The organism is Psychrobacter sp. ENNN9_III (assembly GCF_001462175.1).
In the GTDB taxonomy this organism is placed as follows: domain Bacteria; phylum Pseudomonadota; class Gammaproteobacteria; order Pseudomonadales; family Moraxellaceae; genus Psychrobacter.
Genome location: NZ_LNUO01000092.1, coordinates 1 through 16,208 on the forward strand (window position 1 = coordinate 1; position 16,208 = coordinate 16,208).

Genomic DNA, 16,208 nt, shown 5'->3' on the forward strand with positions numbered 1-16,208 from the left:
CCAGACGTAGAAGCAAGCTGCAAAAAAAATGCCCATGGCAAAACAAGCACTGTTTCCTATATCAGTACCATATAATAGAACCAAAAACGGTTAGCAGTGCTAAGGTATATTGCCCTTAATCAAAGCGTACTCAATAACGATTTAAGTTACACAAAATATAAGGGGCTTCTAGCCCCATCATTATTCTGAACCGCCCCGAGATTGTCGGAGACTCAACTTTCTGAGAGAATACGATAATGAAAAGACAAACCTACACTCCTGAGATTAAAGAACGCGCCGTTCGTATGCTGATTGAAGCATTAAACGATTACACCTTTATGTGGTCATGTCATAAAAAGCACACTAATGAAACTATACTAACCAACATTCAAGACTAAGCTACACATACTAAAGAGCTTGAACATGAGAACAAGAAGCTTACGTAAGCCAGTTAGATTACAGTAAAATCCGCTTTTTTCGCCCAAGGAGAGATAGGACACACAATCAAGTTGTGGCTCAGTTTATTGATAAAAATAAGTGGGTCTACGGTATTAGAGCAATATTGACTGTGCAATATAGAAAATATGCAATAAACTTATTTTCTACCTTTAATAAAATGCAGCAACCTAAACAAGGGTAAATTATGAGTAATTCAGATAACCACAGTCATCAAGCTCCAGACCCTAAAAATATGAATAAAGCTTTTTATATTGGGATTGGTCTAAATTCTGCATTTACGCTCATCGAGTTTATAGTGGGCTATTCAACTAATTCATTAGCTTTAATCGCAGACGCTAGCCACAACTTAAGTGATGTTGCCAGTTTAATAATCTCGTTAATTGGAATGAAATTAGCACAGAAAGCATCTACTACGCTTTATACCTATGGCTACAAAAAAGCTTCTATAATGGCGTCTCTTATTAACGCCATATTGTTAGTTACAATCGTTATAGGTATTGCGTATGAGGCCTTGGGTCGATTTGATACGATACCGGAAGTTGCAGGAAAAGTTATTATTATTACAGCTCTAATAGGTGTATTTATAAATACTGTTTCTGCTTTTGCATTCTACAAAGGTCAAAAAGACGATATTAATATCAAAGGTGCTTTCTTGCATCTAATGGTAGATGCATTGGTCTCTGTAGGTGTCGTTATCTCGGGCATTATTATTTACTATACAAGTTGGAATATCGTTGATCCTCTAGTTAGCTTGATTATTTCAGTCGTTATACTGTTATCGACTTGGGGTCTACTAAAAGAGAGTATCAAGCTTGCTATCGACGGAGTACCTCAAAATGTTGATCTCAGTAAAATCACTGCTATCTTAGAGAGCTATAATTTTATTCAAAACTTTCATCATTTACATATCTGGGCTTTGAGTACCACTGAGAATGCTCTTACAGTTCATATTGTACCGAAGACCGATATAACGTTTGAAGAGACTATTACTATGAAAGAAAACATCAAGGAAGATTTGGCGCATCAGAATATACAACATGCAACTATTGAATTTGGTACTAAGGCAGATGACAATCAAAAATCGCGTGCATTAAATGAAAGTATCAACTAAAAGATGATAGACCGTATATAGCTATCTCTTTTTAAGTATGAGGCGCGTGCCTTATGTCAACATAATTTTTTCAATCAGTTCTTATGTGATCAATAGTTTAAAACTTTTATATTTACGTGCGTTAGGACGTTACCTAGAAAAAATAAAAAACTTACGCTGATTAAATTATTATGATTAAGTTTACTATTACCCTCGTCTTCTAAGTGTGGTTAGACCTTTGCCAAAATAGCTTATTAGTAATAACAGGGTTATTATTATCAAGATAGGATAATTTCCCATAAGCATAAAGGGCGTGTTACCAACCCGTGCCTGTATCTCACCACGTAGTACAGTACGCTCAAACTGCGGTGCGCGTTTTACAATACGACCTTTATGGTTAATGATAGCGGTAACACCAGTATTGGTCGCTCGAATAAACCAGCGCCCGTTCTCAAGCGCGCGCATTTGTACCATTTGCAAATGTTGCAATGGTCCTGCTGAAGTGCCAAACCAGGCATCGTTAGAGACGGTCAACAAAAAGTCAGTATCGATGGCATTTTTACGCGTGGTATCTGGATAAGCTACCTCATAACAGATAGCCGTCCCTATATTGTGTTCACGCACCTTTAGCGGTGACTGCTGATCACTACCACGACTATAGCTCTTAATATCCTGACTACCGGCCAAACTTGGGAAAATATCGAGCACGCCTTCAAATGGAATATACTCTCCAAAAGGCACTAGACGCTGCTTCTTGTATAGGCCTTCCGCTTCTACACCTCGAGCAATCACGCTATTGTAAAATGGGGGATACTTATCCGTACTGGCATTGAATGCCGCTTTATCCTTATAAGGGATACCAGTTATCCATGTCGTATTGGTCGCATTGGCCATTTCTATCATTTCACTAATAAAGCCCGCAGCCTCATCCTGAAACATCGGAATAGATGATTCAGGCCACACCACCACATCACGTCCCCACTCAGTGCGCGTTAACTTCGCATAAATCTTTAGCGTTTCTACTTGATATTGCGTCAGCCACTTTATATCTTGTGAAATATTACCTTGAATCAATGACACTGACAGATCAGGTGTGCCCTTAGGTTTTGTCCATTGCGGATTGACCAGCCATAATGATGTGCTAATGGCTAATAACAGTACAGAAACGACGGCATAACTACTGCGTCGAAGCAGTAGCTCTACTAAACTTGCAGCCAATAGTATGGCAACAAAAGAGACGGCAAAAACACCAGCAACGGGTGCTAAGGACGATAACCAATACTCTTCAGTAAATGCATAACCAACAAATAGCCACGGAAAGCCTGTGAATAACCAAGTTTTTAACCATTCTTGTAGCACCCAAAGAGCAGCAAATGAAAAGGGTTGTTTGCCTACCATACGGTTAAAGACTAGTGCTAAAAATCCATGAAACAGTCCCATACCGAGACCCATCAATCCAATCATAATCAATGCGAGCCACGTTGGAGTATCGCTATAATCATGGATAGCTGTATAGAGCCAAAAGCCGCCGACGCACCATAGCCCCATACCGTAAGCTTCACCGATAATAAAAGCGCGACGACCACTCATATTTGGCACCAACAGCGCATATAAAATCGCTGGTGACACTATTGCTAGCGGCCAGAACCCATAAGGCGATAATGCAAATAAAAAAATAGCCCCTGCAAGCCATGCTGCTACTAGCGTAAGCCATAGCGGTAATTGATTTAAGTGAGTACTCAAACGCTTTTGTAGACTAATAGTAGACAGGTGCATCGCAAATTATCCAAAATTATGAGCCTTGAATTTTTAATCAAAATCCAAAACTCAGATAGACCCGTTAATACTACAGGCAGCATTTCAAAATAAAAACTGCTTATGATACCAGTCGCATTTCAAAATAAAAACTGCTTATGATACCAGTCCGCACTGCTCAATGTATAAATTTACGTACCCCGTTTGATGGGTTATTATGCTACATTACCAAACGATATGAAGTGTTACTTGACCTTCTATAGCTCACAATATCTACAGTACATGAGAGAGCACTATGACCCCCTTAAAAATAAAATCCAGTCTTATATTCAATCGTCATCTGTCTAAGGGGTTGCGTGGTACGCTGGTGTTACTTGCCGCCTCATCACTATTTGCTTGTAGCCAACCGAGTAGTGGCGTATCTGATGCAAACACAACATCAGTAACAACCGAAAATGCAACAGCTATCACTTTAAAGGAAGATGAACCAAACGCTAAAAGTGCTCACATGATGACAAGGTCAGTAAGTAAACCAGACCTACTAAAAAACGTCTCAGCTACGGTCTATAAAGATGCCAATTGCGGCTGCTGTAAAGAATGGATAAGTCATGCAGAAGATAATGGTCTAAGTGCAACCGCGCAAGATGTTGCGGACTTAGCCGTATTTAAAGAGCGCTACAGCGTTCCAACTGAGATGCGTTCTTGCCATACTGTAGTCACTACTGATGATTACGTCTTTGAAGGTCATGTACCTGCTAAGTATATGGCGCAGTTCTTAGAAAATCCGCCAGTACAAGCTATGGGTCTTGCCGTACCTGGCATGCCTGTTGGTAGCCCAGGTATGGAGTATCAAAATAAATTCATGCCCTATCAGGTTATGCAGCTCAATAAAGACGGGACGACCCAAGTTTATGCTGATATTGAATCGGTAGAGCAGCAATTATAGTGTGTTAGCAGTTAAGAATACTTTGATTATAGTGTTAGCGTTAAAAGTAAATGAGGCAGGTATAAGACTGTTCTATTGCTTATAAAATGATTCTTCATCAAAAAAATCATTAGCTATTGCGACTTTAAAAGCAAAAATAACTTTGAATTTGTAACTTTTGATGACAATGTAAGCGGATTTATCGGTTATTAACCCTTAAAATAGATAAATAATTAAGGGTTAATACAAGAATATACAGGATGTATCGAAACAATTACGTAATATTACATAAGCCAGTAGGGAATTAACATCTATATTAATATTATAAATTATTATATTATCTTAATAATTAGTTAGACCCTATATAGGGTAATTACTTCATCCAATAAAAAAACGTCTGAGGGTTAAATCTATAATTTAGATTTAACCCTCAGACGTTTTTTTGCTTATAAAACAGTAGAAATTGTTGTCAATTTAGTCAGCTATATTCTGTATATGTTACACAAACTTACATTGTAAAATGTGGAATATTAGCAATTTTTTCAACATCAAAAAAGTATTTTTGGGGTTTTTAAGGGTGATGACAGGCTAAACAGCCTATGCTAAAGTCGGCTTTGTGTTTTGGCCAGCAGCTTGATTTGCAACAGCTTCGTAAGACTTCAATGATGTGCTGTGATCGCCAATAATCATTTTTTATATGAATAATATGCAGCAGAAGTATCAGTCACTATGACGTATATATACTTGAGTTGTTGAAATTTAATTGACTGCGCTGTTGTTGATAACAGACCATTTTGAATTAACCGTAGGTATTAGATTTATGAAACAGGCTTTATTGATTTTGTCAGTACTGGGTATGGGCATAGCACAAACGAGTGGTGCTGCTATCACAATCTCTCAAACAAATAATACCATCACCAATACTTCTGTGGCATCAAACTACGGTTCATCAAAAAACATCTATAGCACTAGCAGTGGTGCTTATGTTTCTAGTAATGACGAAATCAGTCAAGCTATTAGCAACCTAAGTGCGCAGGCTAAGCAAAAAGAGAGTCGGCTTTCATCATTAAACAGCCGCTTATACGCTGAAAAACAACAGCAGCAAGTCAATACAGTTCCTGATAGCAATTCAGCCCCCGCTATCGCTGCTGCTCGTGCTTCACGAGTGGCTCTATCTGGTAGCTCTGGATACTGTGCCCGTTACGTACGTAAAGCACTACAATCAGCAGGTTATGAGTTCACCCCCAATCCTTCAGCCTATCAGTACGCCACTCGTGGCACGCTTGATAAAGCAGGTTTTAGCAAAATCAGTAATGATATGCCAACCCAAGTAGGTGATGTTATTGTCTATGATCGCTCATCAAAGCGTCCACATGGCCATATCCAAATCTTTGATGGCGAAAACTGGATTTCTGATTTCCGTCAGAACAGCATCAGCCCATACAGTGGTGTCTATGCTTATACCACATGGCGTGATTCAAAATACGTGGATGACGCATCCGCATCAGATCGAAATATCTACCTTGCTATGAATGATAAATAAGACCTGATAAGTCAGCACAACATAGTTATTATTTCCTCCAACCCCAGTAGTGATCTTAATATCATTGCTGGGTTTTTTTGTGCTTAACATCAGGGTGTATTTAACCTTTCATGATTTGATCAGTCAGAAATGAACACTACTAATATCATTACTCATGACAAGAATTATCGGCAAGAGCCTTTAATATCCCACATGATACCGCTGGTGCACTACTTGCACATTTCTGGCGCAAAACAGTCAAGTGCTGCTTTAAGTGCATCAGTTCTTCCATTCGTATTTCTACAGCATAAATTTGCTTATCTAGTAAGGAGCTCACATCACCACAGTCTTTATCAGGTTCCTCCCAAAACTCAAGTAAGATTCGTACTTCGTCTAGAGCCATGTCAAGCGTACGGCAGTGTAGGATAAATTGTAGACGCTCAATGTGCTCTTCATTATATAAACGATAATTCCCTGCGCTGCGAGAAGGCTCAGGTAATAAGTGCTCCTTTTCGTAATAGCGAATGGTTTCCACTGTGGCACCTGTGCGTTTAGCGAGCTCACCAATTTTGATTGTCATAATAACCTCTATGATTTAAATAATTAAAGTGGCTGTAAAGACTGGCGCTAGAGAAATTGAATTTACAAAACTGTAGATAGACAACCTTGACTCTAAAGCCACTAGAGGGTTCATAATACCATTATTCAAAGGGTAAATTATTATGAAATATCATATTGAAGGTATGGACTGTGCCAGTTGCATCGGCAAGATTGAAACAGCTTTGAAACGTATGCCTGGGGTTTCTGATGTTGAGCTAAATTTTGCTACAGAAACGCTAGAGCTAAGCTTGGCCCCTGATGCGCCGACTCAGGCTAGTGATATTGAAAAAACCATCAAAAGCCTAGGGTTCGGTATATCTGCCAATACTGGTCAACAAACTGTATCGGCTATTGATATTGACAGCGACAATCAGATGGCTCCGCAGGATAAGCGGTGGTGGCAAACTCAAAAAGGCAAACAGGTTGTTGGTCTCGGTATTTTGATGGGCAGCGCTTATGCACTGTCACTACTGTTCCCCGCTTATGGGATATGGGTGTTTGCCATCGCTGTGATTGTAGGCGTTTTTCCATTTGCACGCAAAGCCTTAGCACTGGCTAAAACAGGTTCATTCTTTTCAATTGAAACGCTGATGTCCGTCGCCGTGCTTGGCGCACTTATCATTGGTGAAGCTGAAGAGGCCGCAGCGGTTGTCTTTTTGTTCTCAATCGGTGAACTGTTTGAGAGTATCGCTGCTGATCGCGCTCGCGCTGGCATCAGAGCCTTATCATCGCTGGTTCCGAAAAGTGCGATTTTACTTGATGCTCAAGGTGGGCAGCGTAACGTTCCAGCGACTTCACTACAAGTGAATGACCTTGTGCTGGTGCGTCCTGGAGATAGGGTATCTGCTGATGGTTCCATTGTTCAAGGTGCGTCCAGCCTTGATGATTCGCCCGTGACGGGAGAGTCTGTTCCTGTTGCCAAGACGATGGGTGACAATGTATTTGCAGGGTCAATTAACATCGATGGTGTGCTCCAAGTGCGCGTAGAAAAGACAGCCGCCGATAACACTATTTCGCGCATTATTGATTTGGTAGAGCAAGCGCAAGCTTCCAAAGCACCCACTGCCCGTTTTATTGAGAAATTCAGTCGTTACTATACACCGGCTGTGATGGCTATTGCCGCCCTAATTATCATCGTCCCACCGTTAACCATGGGCGGAGATTGGTCAACTTGGTTATATCGAGGTCTAGCCTTATTATTGATCGCTTGTCCTTGTGCTCTTGTGCTCTCAACACCAGCTGCTATCGCCTCTGGTCTAGCGGTCGGTGCGCGCCGCGGCTTGCTGATCAAGGGCGGTAGTGCTTTAGAAACCATCGGCCAAGTGAAGACAGTCGCTTTTGACAAGACAGGCACTTTAACTGAAGGCAAACCACGCGTGACCGATGTTGTTGACATTACACAAGAGTATTCAAGTGTTCAAGGTCAGGATTCTCAGGATCAGGGTTCTCAAGGTAAAGATAAGGTATTGGCGCTCTTTGCCAGTGTGGAGACAGGTTCTAGTCACCCGCTTGCTGAAGCTATTGTCAGTCATGCCAAAGCCGCCAAAGTTGTCATACCTGTGGCTTCTAAAGCTTCTGCTACTGCGGGTAAAGCGGTACACGCAACTATCGCTGGGCGCGCGCTAGCTATCGGTTCGCCTGTTTATGCCGCAGATGAGGCATCAATTTCAGCCGAGCAACAGGCACAAATCGAGGCGCTGCAAAATGAGGGCAAGACCGTCTCAGTTCTTTTCGATGAGCAAAGTCGAGAAGTGCTTGGATTGGTCGCACTAAGAGACGAGTTACGAGACGACGCTCATGAAGGTGTGGCTCAACTTAAAGCGATGGGTGTGCGCTCCGTCATGCTAACAGGCGACAACCGCTTAACCGCTCAAGCACTTGCCAGTAATTTAGACGTGGAATGGGAAGCTGAGCTGTTGCCTGAGGACAAACTGCGCTTGCTTAACGAGATGAAGAATAACAGAAAAATAGCGATGGTGGGTGATGGTATTAACGATGCGCCAGCACTAGCAACCGCTGATGTTGGCATCGCGATGGGTGGTGGTACCGATGTGGCCATTGAGACGGCCGATATCGCATTATTAAAAAGTCGTGTTACAGACATGGCCCATCTGATTGCACTTTCGCGTGCCACCATGCGCAACATTCATCAGAACGTCATTTTCGCTTTAGGTCTCAAAGGCGTCTTTCTGATCACGACCGTATTCGGCATTACTGGACTATGGATTGCGGTTCTAGCTGATGCTGGAGCAACAGTGCTCGTTACTCTCAATGCGTTACGTTTACTGCGCTTTAAAGGCGCGCCTCCACTGGTAACTCCGCCTAAAGTAGTTAAATAAAACCCTTCGAAATCAATTAAAAACTAGAGATAGCAGCAGATTTCGGGGGTGGGTTCTAATAATAAAAATTCCACCGCTACAGTAAACTGCAACCGCATTAGAGTAAATAAGGTTAGACCGTATGTTGATTACAGAATTGGGCTATTTTGCCTTGCTTACCGCTTTTGTATTGGCGTTATTGCAGGTAATTCTGCCAACTATTGGTGTTATTCGTAACCAAGTTGCTTGGCAACGACTAGCCCCTAGCTTAGCTTGGGCACAGTTTGCCGCCATGATAACGTCATTTGGCGCTTTGATAGCAGGTTTTTATTATAATGATTTTAGCCTCAGTTACGTCGCGCAGCATTCCAATACGCTGTTGCCTTGGTACTATAAGTTATCGGCGACATGGGGCGGACACGAGGGCTCTTTGCTGCTATGGATGACCATCATGGCCACATGGTGTGCACTGGTATCATACTTTAGTCGCGGCTTGCCGTTATCAATGCGTGCGCGGGTATTAGTTATTTTGGCCGGTGTACAGTTAATGATGCTAACAATGCTGATATTTACCTCGTCACCGTTTGAGCGTACCTTACCCAATCTAGCGGTCGATGGCGCTGATTTAAATCCTGTCCTACAAGATTTCGGTCTGATTATTCATCCGCCCATGTTATATATGGGCTATGTGGGTATGGTAGTGCCTTTTGCATTTTGTATGGCGGCATTGTGGGAAGGGCGTTTAGATGCTGCTTGGACACGCTGGTCACGTCCATGGGCGCTGGCGGCTTGGGGATTTTTGACCATTGGTATTGCACTGGGCTCGTGGTGGGCCTACTACGAGCTTGGCTGGGGCGGTTGGTGGTTTTGGGATCCGGTAGAGAACGCCTCGTTTATGCCTTGGCTTGTCGGCTTAGCATTGCTGCATTCATTAGCAGTCACTGAAAAGCGCGGGGTGTTTAAAGCATGGACCATCATGCTGGCTATTTTCGCCTTTGCCTTAAGCTTGCTTGGCACGTTCCTGGTACGCTCTGGAGTCCTTACCTCAGTGCATTCGTTTGCCGCTGATCCGACGCGTGGTTTGGTTATCTTAGCTATTCTTGGCATTATCATCGGTAGTGGTCTATTGATGTTTGCCGTTCGCGGTTGGCGTTTAACCGTTGAAAGTCAATATCAGCTGATTTCACGTGAGTCCTTTTTAGTGATCAACAACGCCATCATTTTGATTGCAACCTTAGTGGTGTTGCTCGGCACCCTCTATCCTATTATCGCTGATGCCTTTGGTTTAGGACAAGTGTCCGTCGGCCCTCCTTATTTTAATGCATTATTTGTACCTTTAACGTGGCTGTTATTAATAGCTATGGGTATGGGCTCAAATATTCGCTGGAAAAAAGACACCCGTCCACTACTGGGTATAGGCATGGTCATCGCCGTTAGTAGCTTAGTATTAGCCGCCATTATTACTTACTTTGTTAATCCATCGTCTATGCTTAATATTGGTGTGACTTTAGCCGTTAGCTTTTGGGTACTGCTATGGATGGCAGTTGATTTTAAAGATAAAACTAAGAATGCGCCTAATCTTTTTAACGGTTTGCGGCAGTTGCGTCTGAGCTATTGGGGTCAACAGACTGCTCATATTGGCGTATTGGTTGCTGTCATTGGCATAGCCTTTACTAGTAGCTTGAGTATTGAGCGTGACGTAGCAATGGGTATTGGCGATACAGTCAATGTTCAAGGTTACGATTTTGAAGTAACTGAATTTTTTGAAATAAAGGGGAGTAACTTTGATGCAACGCAAGCTGAGGTTGTAGTGACTAAGAATGGCCAAGAAGTGGCAACGCTATATCCTGAAAAACGTACGTATATTATCAGCACTATGCCAACAACTGAGGCCGCTATTGACCCCAATCTTATGCGCGATGTTTATGTCGCACTGGGCGAACCTATTGCCGATGGTAGTAACCAATGGGCATTAAGGATTTATGTAAAACCATTAATTCGCTGGATTTGGTTAGGGGCAATTATCATGGCTCTAGGTGGATTAATTAGCATGCTTGATAAACGATACCGCATCAAAAAAGTTAAAGCTCCATTGCTAGTTACTGGTGATCTGGCTACTGATGGAGTCAATGAGGTAGCTATTGAACAGGCAATCTCAGCATCGACGATGTCGACACTAAAGGAGAAATAAATGACTATGTCGAATAATACTCCTGAGCAAAAAGATAGCCAAAACAGTAAGCAGCGTAACCCAAAGACAATGAAAAAAAAGCAGACGAAGCTATGGTTCTTAATTCCGCTTATCCTCTTTTTTGGTTTGGTAGTTATATTGTACATGCGCTTAGGTAAACCAACAGACATTGTGACCAATACCGCTCTTGAGCGTCCGGTTCCTACCTTTGAGCTGCCGTTATTAGCAGATACTACCCGTACTATCACCAATGATAATTTGCCGGATAAGCCGTTTTTACTTAATGTTTGGGGCTCATGGTGCCCAACTTGCGTTATTGAGCATCCGTTTTTAATGCAACTAGAAGAGCGCGGCGTTGATATCGTTGGTGTGAATTATAAGGATGAGATTGGTAATGCGCTCAGTTACTTAAACCGAGGCGGTGATCCATTTTCTATGTCTATTCAGGATTCATTGGGTCAGTTTGCTCTAGACTTAGGCATAACTGGTGCGCCCGAAACCTTTGTTGTGGATGGAGATGGCATCATTCGTCAGCATATTGTTGGTGAGGTTAATGAAGCCAATTGGCAACAGCGTGTTAAGCCGTGCCTGACCGTACTTAATGAGGCTAATAAGAACAACGATAGTCCTGATCTCATTCAGGTTGAGGAGATGTGCAAATGAACGTTATTCGAATAAGAGCTCCTCAACTAAAACCCAATATAGTTTTAAAACTAGCAAGCTTAATACTAGCGTGTCTGCTTAACATGACGGCAAACGCAGCTATTGACGTATACGATTTTGACTCACCACAGCAAGAAGCTCAGTATCGTGGATTAATAGAAGAGTTTCGCTGCCCAAAATGCCAAAATCAAAACCTTGCAGCCTCTGATGCACCGATTGCACAGGATCTAAAGCAAAAAGTCTATGATTTAATTAAAGATAGACGTAGTGATGCTGAAATACGCGTCTATATGCAAGAGCGCTACGGTGACTTTATTAGCTACAAGCCGCCTATGCGACCATCAACATGGATCCTATGGTTTTTTCCACCACTATTATTGCTCGTCTTAATTATTGGTTGGTTTTGGCAAAGTAAGCGTCGCCAAGTTGTTGCCCGTGGTCAAAGCGGCGTCACAGTGAACAGTACTGCTGCCTTGACCTCTACGGAAAAGGCTGAGCTTGATCGTCTATTATCGCAAGCTGAGAGTGTCGACCACGACATTACTAGCCTAGAGGACAAAAAATGACTCTATTTTCTACTTTTGGCTTATTTGTAACTCTAAGCTTGCTGATTGCTCTTATATTTGCGCTGATTGCTATTATGCCATGGCTACGAGCACCGCGTTTGCAGTCCAAACCAATAGACAATCAACTGCTAGATATTAATGTTGCAGTATTTCGCGAACGTTTAGCTGAGCTACAAACAGATAAAGACAGCGGTACTATTAATAATAGCCATTATCAAAATCAAAAGCTGGAGCTTGAGCGTCAGCTATTAGATGCGCAGCGTCAGATAACACCTATGGTCACCCCTGATGTCAAAAGCCGTTTAATTGTCGCAGCTTGGATCCCAATATTGGCTGCAATGGCGTATTTACTAATAGGCAATCGTACGCCCGTGTTTGATTTGTGGACAGCTGAGGACAAAGTAGGACAAGTGGCTGACGACCTATTGACAGCTAAAATTGACAAGCCGCCATCATGGGCGTTTGAAGATGGTCGTCAACTGATTAGCGCCATGCAAACCAATGTTCATCGTAATGCTGATGATCCTAATCGCTGGATGCGCCTATCCGAGCTTTTCTTATCTATGGAGGCAACTGATTCTGCGCTGGAAGCCTTATCTCGTGCCTATCGTTTAGCTCCTGAAAATGAAGAAATCGCCACCACTTATGCTCAGACTAGCTTTTTCGTTAATGAAGGTCAGTTAGACGCCAATATTCGCCGTGTATTACAAGCTATATTAGCTAAGAATCCGCAGCATGAACGGGCTCAAATGCTCATGGCAATGGGTGAGACTCGTAGTAGTAACTTTGCCCAAGCGCAAGGTTGGATTAAACGCTTACAAGGCAGCATTGTGGCCAAACCAGGTGATCATACTAAAGCTTTAGCAAGCTTAGATGAGTTAAGCAACTACGTTAGCACGCAAGAAAAGCAAGCGCTAGAAGGTATTGACGTGACAGTGAAAATTAACGCTAATTTATTACCGTTAGTGAAAGCTGATGATGTGTTGTTTGTTGCGATACGTGACGTTAAAGGAGGTCCACCGTTTGCCGCCAAACGTTTACCCATTAGTGTTATTGAGCAAGGTGAGGCCAGTATCCGCTTAAGCAATCTTGATGCGATGATGCCAGATCGCACGTTAAATTCAGCTCGTAGTGACAAAACTCAGTTAGCAGTCGTTGCTCGTATTAGTCATAGCGGTAATGCCATAGCAGAGTCAGGCGACTTATCGGGTAATCCGATAGTGATTAGTGCTGAACAGACTCAGGTTAATATTGAAATCAATCAACAGATTCCCTAATAAAAAATTATTACCGTAAGTTTCATAATACCAGAGCGGTAAGTGGAGCCGTTTTTAAAAGTGGCGCTATTAATAGTCGTATACTAAAAACATATACGTTTAACATTGTTCATTGTATAAACACAGATAAAGAAAACAACTATGACTGAATCTACCGACAGATTAGATAGTACTAAATTGAATAGCGTTGAATCGGCTAGTACTAATATTGCTGACAATAAAGTACCTATAGCTGTGAGTAGTACTCATCAATCAATTGACTCTAAAACCATGAATCATACGCCTAAAGCTATGTACGTAACCTCAGGCAACTCGATAACACCTAAAGGTAAGTTGAATAAAATGCCAAAAATGGTTGCCAATGGCAGTCGCGCTTTTATCTGGTATTTGTTGGCGATAATGGTATTAATACTTGATCAATGGACTAAGTGGTTGGCCCAAACCAAATTAGCGTTCAATGACCCCGTACCGGTCATTGAACCATTTCTCAACTGGACACTCGCTTATAACTATGGGGCAGCATTTAGCTTTTTAGCCGACGCTGGCGGTTGGCAGAAATGGTTTTTCTCAGGCTTAGCTTTTGTAATGGCTATCTTTTTAACGGTTTATTTAATCAAAGCGCCACGTGCAGCCAAGCTATTGTCCATGGGGTTAGCCTTAATGCTCGGTGGTGCGATTGGCAACTTAATCGATCGTTTAAGAATTGGTAAAGTGGTTGACTTTATCCATGTGCATTATGCTGATGTCTGGAATTATCCTATTTTCAATGTTGCAGATATAGGTGTCTGTGTCGGTGTCGCATTGATTATAATTGACATGATATTTTTAGAAAGTAAGCGTAATAAATAAGCACATTGATGCCGATTATCACAAACAAAATGAACTAGCGTCGTAGTCACTCTATACGGAAAAATACTTTTTATACTTGAGTATGTTTATAAAATGTGAACTGGAAGGTAATGTATGACTGGTATAGGTACTCACTCATTTTAGGTCTTAAAACCCAATACTTAAAAGCTCTGCGTAGAGCCATTATTATAGAGACATTGAATAATCCATAAATTCTTTATTGATAATAACAAAAGGAAAATATAGTGTCACAGGCTCAGCCAACTATTGAAAAAATTCACAGCCTTAGAAAAAAAACAAGAGACCGCGTTAAAAAGTCTTACCCTTATAGGCTACCTAGAAGGCACCTCTTTCTTATTATTGCTCTTCATCGCCATGCCACTAAAATATATGCTGGATATTCCAGAAGGTGTGAAATACATCGGTATGGCACACGGTATTTTGTTTATTACCTATATCATAATACTTATAGGCTCAGCTATCAAAATGAAAATGCCTCTTTGGGCAATACCTGCGGGCGTACTCGGCTCACTCTTACCTTTTGGCCCATTTATATTCGATCATTTACTAAAAAATAACTTACAGAAAAGTGTAAGTAAAGAAGCCTAGAACAAGCTCTGCTACAAATGATACAAATGATACAAATGATACAAATGATACAAACGTATATTATTACTCAAGATTATTTTTCCTAACTAAATTACAAGCCGCCATCACTCATCATGGCGACAAATGAATAATATTGAGCAGAAATTAATCACAATAAAACTTTGATTCAGACCCAGTATGAATAGTCTTACACTCTAGTTACTTTTCCAACTTATCTTACATACTATCGACAAACCCGTCTTGTTTAAAAGCTAAACAGGTTTTGTCATCCGCGATGGATTTCCTGTTATCGTAGGGTATACCTTAGCGGAACCAGCTATCTCACCCTTCAAACATATTAACAGACTACTTAAAGCAGACTGTTAGCATGGAACCATCTATAACAGACTTTTGAATTATAAGACTGGCTGCTGTGCTTTTTTCCTATCATTAGCCTATACCTAAAACATAAAACTTCTAAACGATAACTTAGCTATCATTAGACTTGTTTCTAAAATTAAATGATAGTAATATCTTGCTATTATCAATGAACATTAATTATTAAGTCTAAGTAATAGAGGTCGCGTTATGACCGTTCGTATTTATGTGAGAGCCAGCACTAAGGATCAAGACGCTAAGAGAGCCTTGTCTGACTTGATTACCTTTAGCCAAAGCTATAACGTTAAACATGTTGAGTACGTTGAGCATTTCAGTGGTACAAAGCTCGATAGGCCAGTATTAGCTAAGCTATTAAAAGACGCTGATCAAGGCGATATTCTGCTGGTTGAAAGCGTGGACAGATTAAGCAGGCTATCTCAAGATGATTTTGCAATTCTAAAGCAGCGCATCAAAGACAAGGGCTTGCGATTGGTGGTGGCTGATCTACCAACTACGCATACGGTAAGTAAAGGCATGACAGGTGAGATCCTAACAGTGATTAACCATATGCTGATCGACTTATTAGCAACGATGGCAAAGCTTGATAACGACAAGCGTAGAGAGCGTATCAAGCAGGGATTGGCTAACAGTGGCTATAAGCCCTCCGGTAAGAAGCCTAATACAACGAAACACAATCGTATTAGAGAATTAGACAGTCAAGGCAATATGACAAAAGAGGAGATCGCTAAGGCGGTTGGTGTTGGGGTAGCTACGGTTTATCGGGTGTTAAAGCAGGGCTAGACGACACTATGTCGGAGGGTCTCCAAACCCGGTACGGTTCACCTAGCAAACATTCGTTATTTTTTGGCCTTAACTAAACTTTGTGCGTAATGGTATTTTCTGGCTGACTTCTACTTTGAACGCATGTTACCGCGCACTCAAGGTCATGCTGAAGAATGGTCAATCCTTCAAAAACCATGACGTCATTGGCCGCTGAACACTTTAGCTTTGACTACTAATTAATAGTGTCAAAACGATAAAAAGAGCG

At 41.6% G+C, this 16,208-nt stretch carries 14 protein-coding genes and 1 pseudogene; 13 read left to right on the forward strand and 2 right to left on the reverse strand.

What is annotated here, in order from left to right; translation table 11 throughout:
• The first annotated feature begins 236 nt into the window (after window positions 1-236).
• Together PENNN9_RS12695 and PENNN9_RS05845 are read left to right on the forward strand one after the other, a co-directional pair.
• Window positions 237-377, forward strand: a complete 141-nt coding sequence (locus PENNN9_RS12695; RefSeq protein WP_156410079.1) for a hypothetical protein — start codon at window positions 237-239, stop codon at window positions 375-377.
• Window positions 378-622: 245 nt separating this feature from the next.
• The gene (locus PENNN9_RS05845) at window positions 623-1,549 is read left to right on the forward strand and encodes a cation diffusion facilitator family transporter (RefSeq protein WP_058025953.1); all 927 of its coding nucleotides are present in this window, start codon (window positions 623-625) and stop codon (window positions 1,547-1,549) included.
• A gap of 186 nt (window positions 1,550-1,735) precedes the next feature.
• On the opposite strand, the gene lnt is transcribed toward PENNN9_RS05845, so the two are convergent.
• A complete protein-coding gene (gene lnt, locus PENNN9_RS05850; protein ID WP_058368777.1) occupies window positions 1,736-3,304 on the reverse strand; it encodes an apolipoprotein N-acyltransferase in 1,569 nt (522 codons plus the stop codon).
• 274 nt (window positions 3,305-3,578) lie between these two features.
• Between lnt and PENNN9_RS13345 the strand changes: the two genes are divergently transcribed.
• Window positions 3,579-4,229, forward strand: coding sequence for a DUF411 domain-containing protein (locus tag PENNN9_RS13345; RefSeq protein WP_011513677.1), 651 nt, complete (start codon window positions 3,579-3,581; stop codon window positions 4,227-4,229).
• A 799-nt stretch (window positions 4,230-5,028) separates the two neighbouring features.
• Window positions 5,029-5,751, forward strand: a complete 723-nt coding sequence (locus PENNN9_RS05860; protein ID WP_011513678.1) for a CHAP domain-containing protein — start codon at window positions 5,029-5,031, stop codon at window positions 5,749-5,751.
• Between the two features lie 148 nt (window positions 5,752-5,899).
• Here the strand turns inward: PENNN9_RS05860 and cadR are convergent, their stop codons facing one another.
• A complete protein-coding gene (gene cadR / locus PENNN9_RS05865) occupies window positions 5,900-6,310 on the reverse strand; it encodes a Cd(II)/Pb(II)-responsive transcriptional regulator (protein ID WP_011513679.1) in 411 nt (136 codons plus the stop codon).
• Between the two features lie 142 nt (window positions 6,311-6,452).
• Here cadR and PENNN9_RS05870 point away from each other — a divergent pair, with 142 nt between their 5' ends.
• From PENNN9_RS05870 to PENNN9_RS13065, 9 genes and pseudogenes are all read left to right on the forward strand, one after another.
• The gene (locus PENNN9_RS05870; protein WP_058368778.1) at window positions 6,453-8,669 is read left to right on the forward strand and encodes a heavy metal translocating P-type ATPase; all 2,217 of its coding nucleotides are present in this window, start codon (window positions 6,453-6,455) and stop codon (window positions 8,667-8,669) included.
• A 121-nt stretch (window positions 8,670-8,790) separates the two neighbouring features.
• Window positions 8,791-10,839: a heme lyase CcmF/NrfE family subunit gene (locus PENNN9_RS05875; RefSeq protein WP_058368779.1), complete on the forward strand. Its 2,049-nt coding sequence runs from the start codon at window positions 8,791-8,793 to the stop codon at window positions 10,837-10,839.
• Window positions 10,840-11,502, forward strand: a complete 663-nt coding sequence (locus PENNN9_RS05880; protein ID WP_082638013.1) for a DsbE family thiol:disulfide interchange protein — start codon at window positions 10,840-10,842, stop codon at window positions 11,500-11,502. It abuts the gene before it with no gap.
• An 83-nt stretch (window positions 11,503-11,585) separates the two neighbouring features.
• Entirely contained in the window at window positions 11,586-12,068 is a 483-nt protein-coding gene (locus PENNN9_RS05885) for a cytochrome c-type biogenesis protein (RefSeq protein WP_020443538.1), read from the forward strand.
• Window positions 12,065-13,345 carry a c-type cytochrome biogenesis protein CcmI gene (gene ccmI / locus PENNN9_RS05890; RefSeq protein WP_045448072.1) on the forward strand — a complete coding sequence of 427 codons (1,281 nt, stop codon included), beginning with the start codon at window positions 12,065-12,067 and terminating at the stop codon, window positions 13,343-13,345. Before PENNN9_RS05885 ends, ccmI begins: the two co-directional genes overlap by 4 nt.
• 141 nt (window positions 13,346-13,486) lie before the next feature.
• Window positions 13,487-14,194, forward strand: a complete 708-nt coding sequence (gene lspA / locus PENNN9_RS05895) for a signal peptidase II (RefSeq protein ID WP_045448075.1) — start codon at window positions 13,487-13,489, stop codon at window positions 14,192-14,194.
• A 267-nt stretch (window positions 14,195-14,461) separates the two neighbouring features.
• Window positions 14,462-14,803, forward strand: coding sequence for a DUF3817 domain-containing protein (locus PENNN9_RS05900; protein ID WP_058368780.1), 342 nt, complete (start codon window positions 14,462-14,464; stop codon window positions 14,801-14,803).
• A 567-nt stretch (window positions 14,804-15,370) separates the two neighbouring features.
• The gene (locus tag PENNN9_RS05905) at window positions 15,371-15,961 is read left to right on the forward strand and encodes a recombinase family protein (protein WP_058368781.1); all 591 of its coding nucleotides are present in this window, start codon (window positions 15,371-15,373) and stop codon (window positions 15,959-15,961) included.
• A 99-nt stretch (window positions 15,962-16,060) separates the two neighbouring features.
• A pseudogene (locus PENNN9_RS13065) lies at window positions 16,061-16,179 on the forward strand (acyl-CoA dehydrogenase); the annotation flags it as partial.
• Window positions 16,180-16,208: the final 29 nt, after the last annotated feature.

What these genes read in the sequence shown, in the direction of transcription:
- lspA (WP_045448075.1), top strand. Translation starts at nt 13,487, where the DNA reads ATGACTGAATCTACCGACAGATTAGATAGTACTAAATTGAATAGCGTT.
- cadR (WP_011513679.1), bottom strand. Translation starts at nt 6,310, where the DNA reads ATGACAATCAAAATTGGTGAGCTCGCTAAACGCACAGGTGCCACAGTG.
- lnt (WP_058368777.1), bottom strand. Translation starts at nt 3,304, where the DNA reads ATGCACCTGTCTACTATTAGTCTACAAAAGCGTTTGAGTACTCACTTA.
- PENNN9_RS05880 (WP_082638013.1), top strand. Translation starts at nt 10,840, where the DNA reads ATGACTATGTCGAATAATACTCCTGAGCAAAAAGATAGCCAAAACAGT.
- PENNN9_RS05870 (WP_058368778.1), top strand. Translation starts at nt 6,453, where the DNA reads ATGAAATATCATATTGAAGGTATGGACTGTGCCAGTTGCATCGGCAAG.
- PENNN9_RS05875 (WP_058368779.1), top strand. Translation starts at nt 8,791, where the DNA reads ATGTTGATTACAGAATTGGGCTATTTTGCCTTGCTTACCGCTTTTGTA.
- PENNN9_RS05885 (WP_020443538.1), top strand. Translation starts at nt 11,586, where the DNA reads ATGACGGCAAACGCAGCTATTGACGTATACGATTTTGACTCACCACAG.
- PENNN9_RS05860 (WP_011513678.1), top strand. Translation starts at nt 5,029, where the DNA reads ATGAAACAGGCTTTATTGATTTTGTCAGTACTGGGTATGGGCATAGCA.
- ccmI (WP_045448072.1), top strand. Translation starts at nt 12,065, where the DNA reads ATGACTCTATTTTCTACTTTTGGCTTATTTGTAACTCTAAGCTTGCTG.
- PENNN9_RS13345 (WP_011513677.1), top strand. Translation starts at nt 3,579, where the DNA reads ATGACCCCCTTAAAAATAAAATCCAGTCTTATATTCAATCGTCATCTG.
- PENNN9_RS05905 (WP_058368781.1), top strand. Translation starts at nt 15,371, where the DNA reads ATGACCGTTCGTATTTATGTGAGAGCCAGCACTAAGGATCAAGACGCT.
- PENNN9_RS05845 (WP_058025953.1), top strand. Translation starts at nt 623, where the DNA reads ATGAGTAATTCAGATAACCACAGTCATCAAGCTCCAGACCCTAAAAAT.
- PENNN9_RS12695 (WP_156410079.1), top strand. Translation starts at nt 237, where the DNA reads ATGAAAAGACAAACCTACACTCCTGAGATTAAAGAACGCGCCGTTCGT.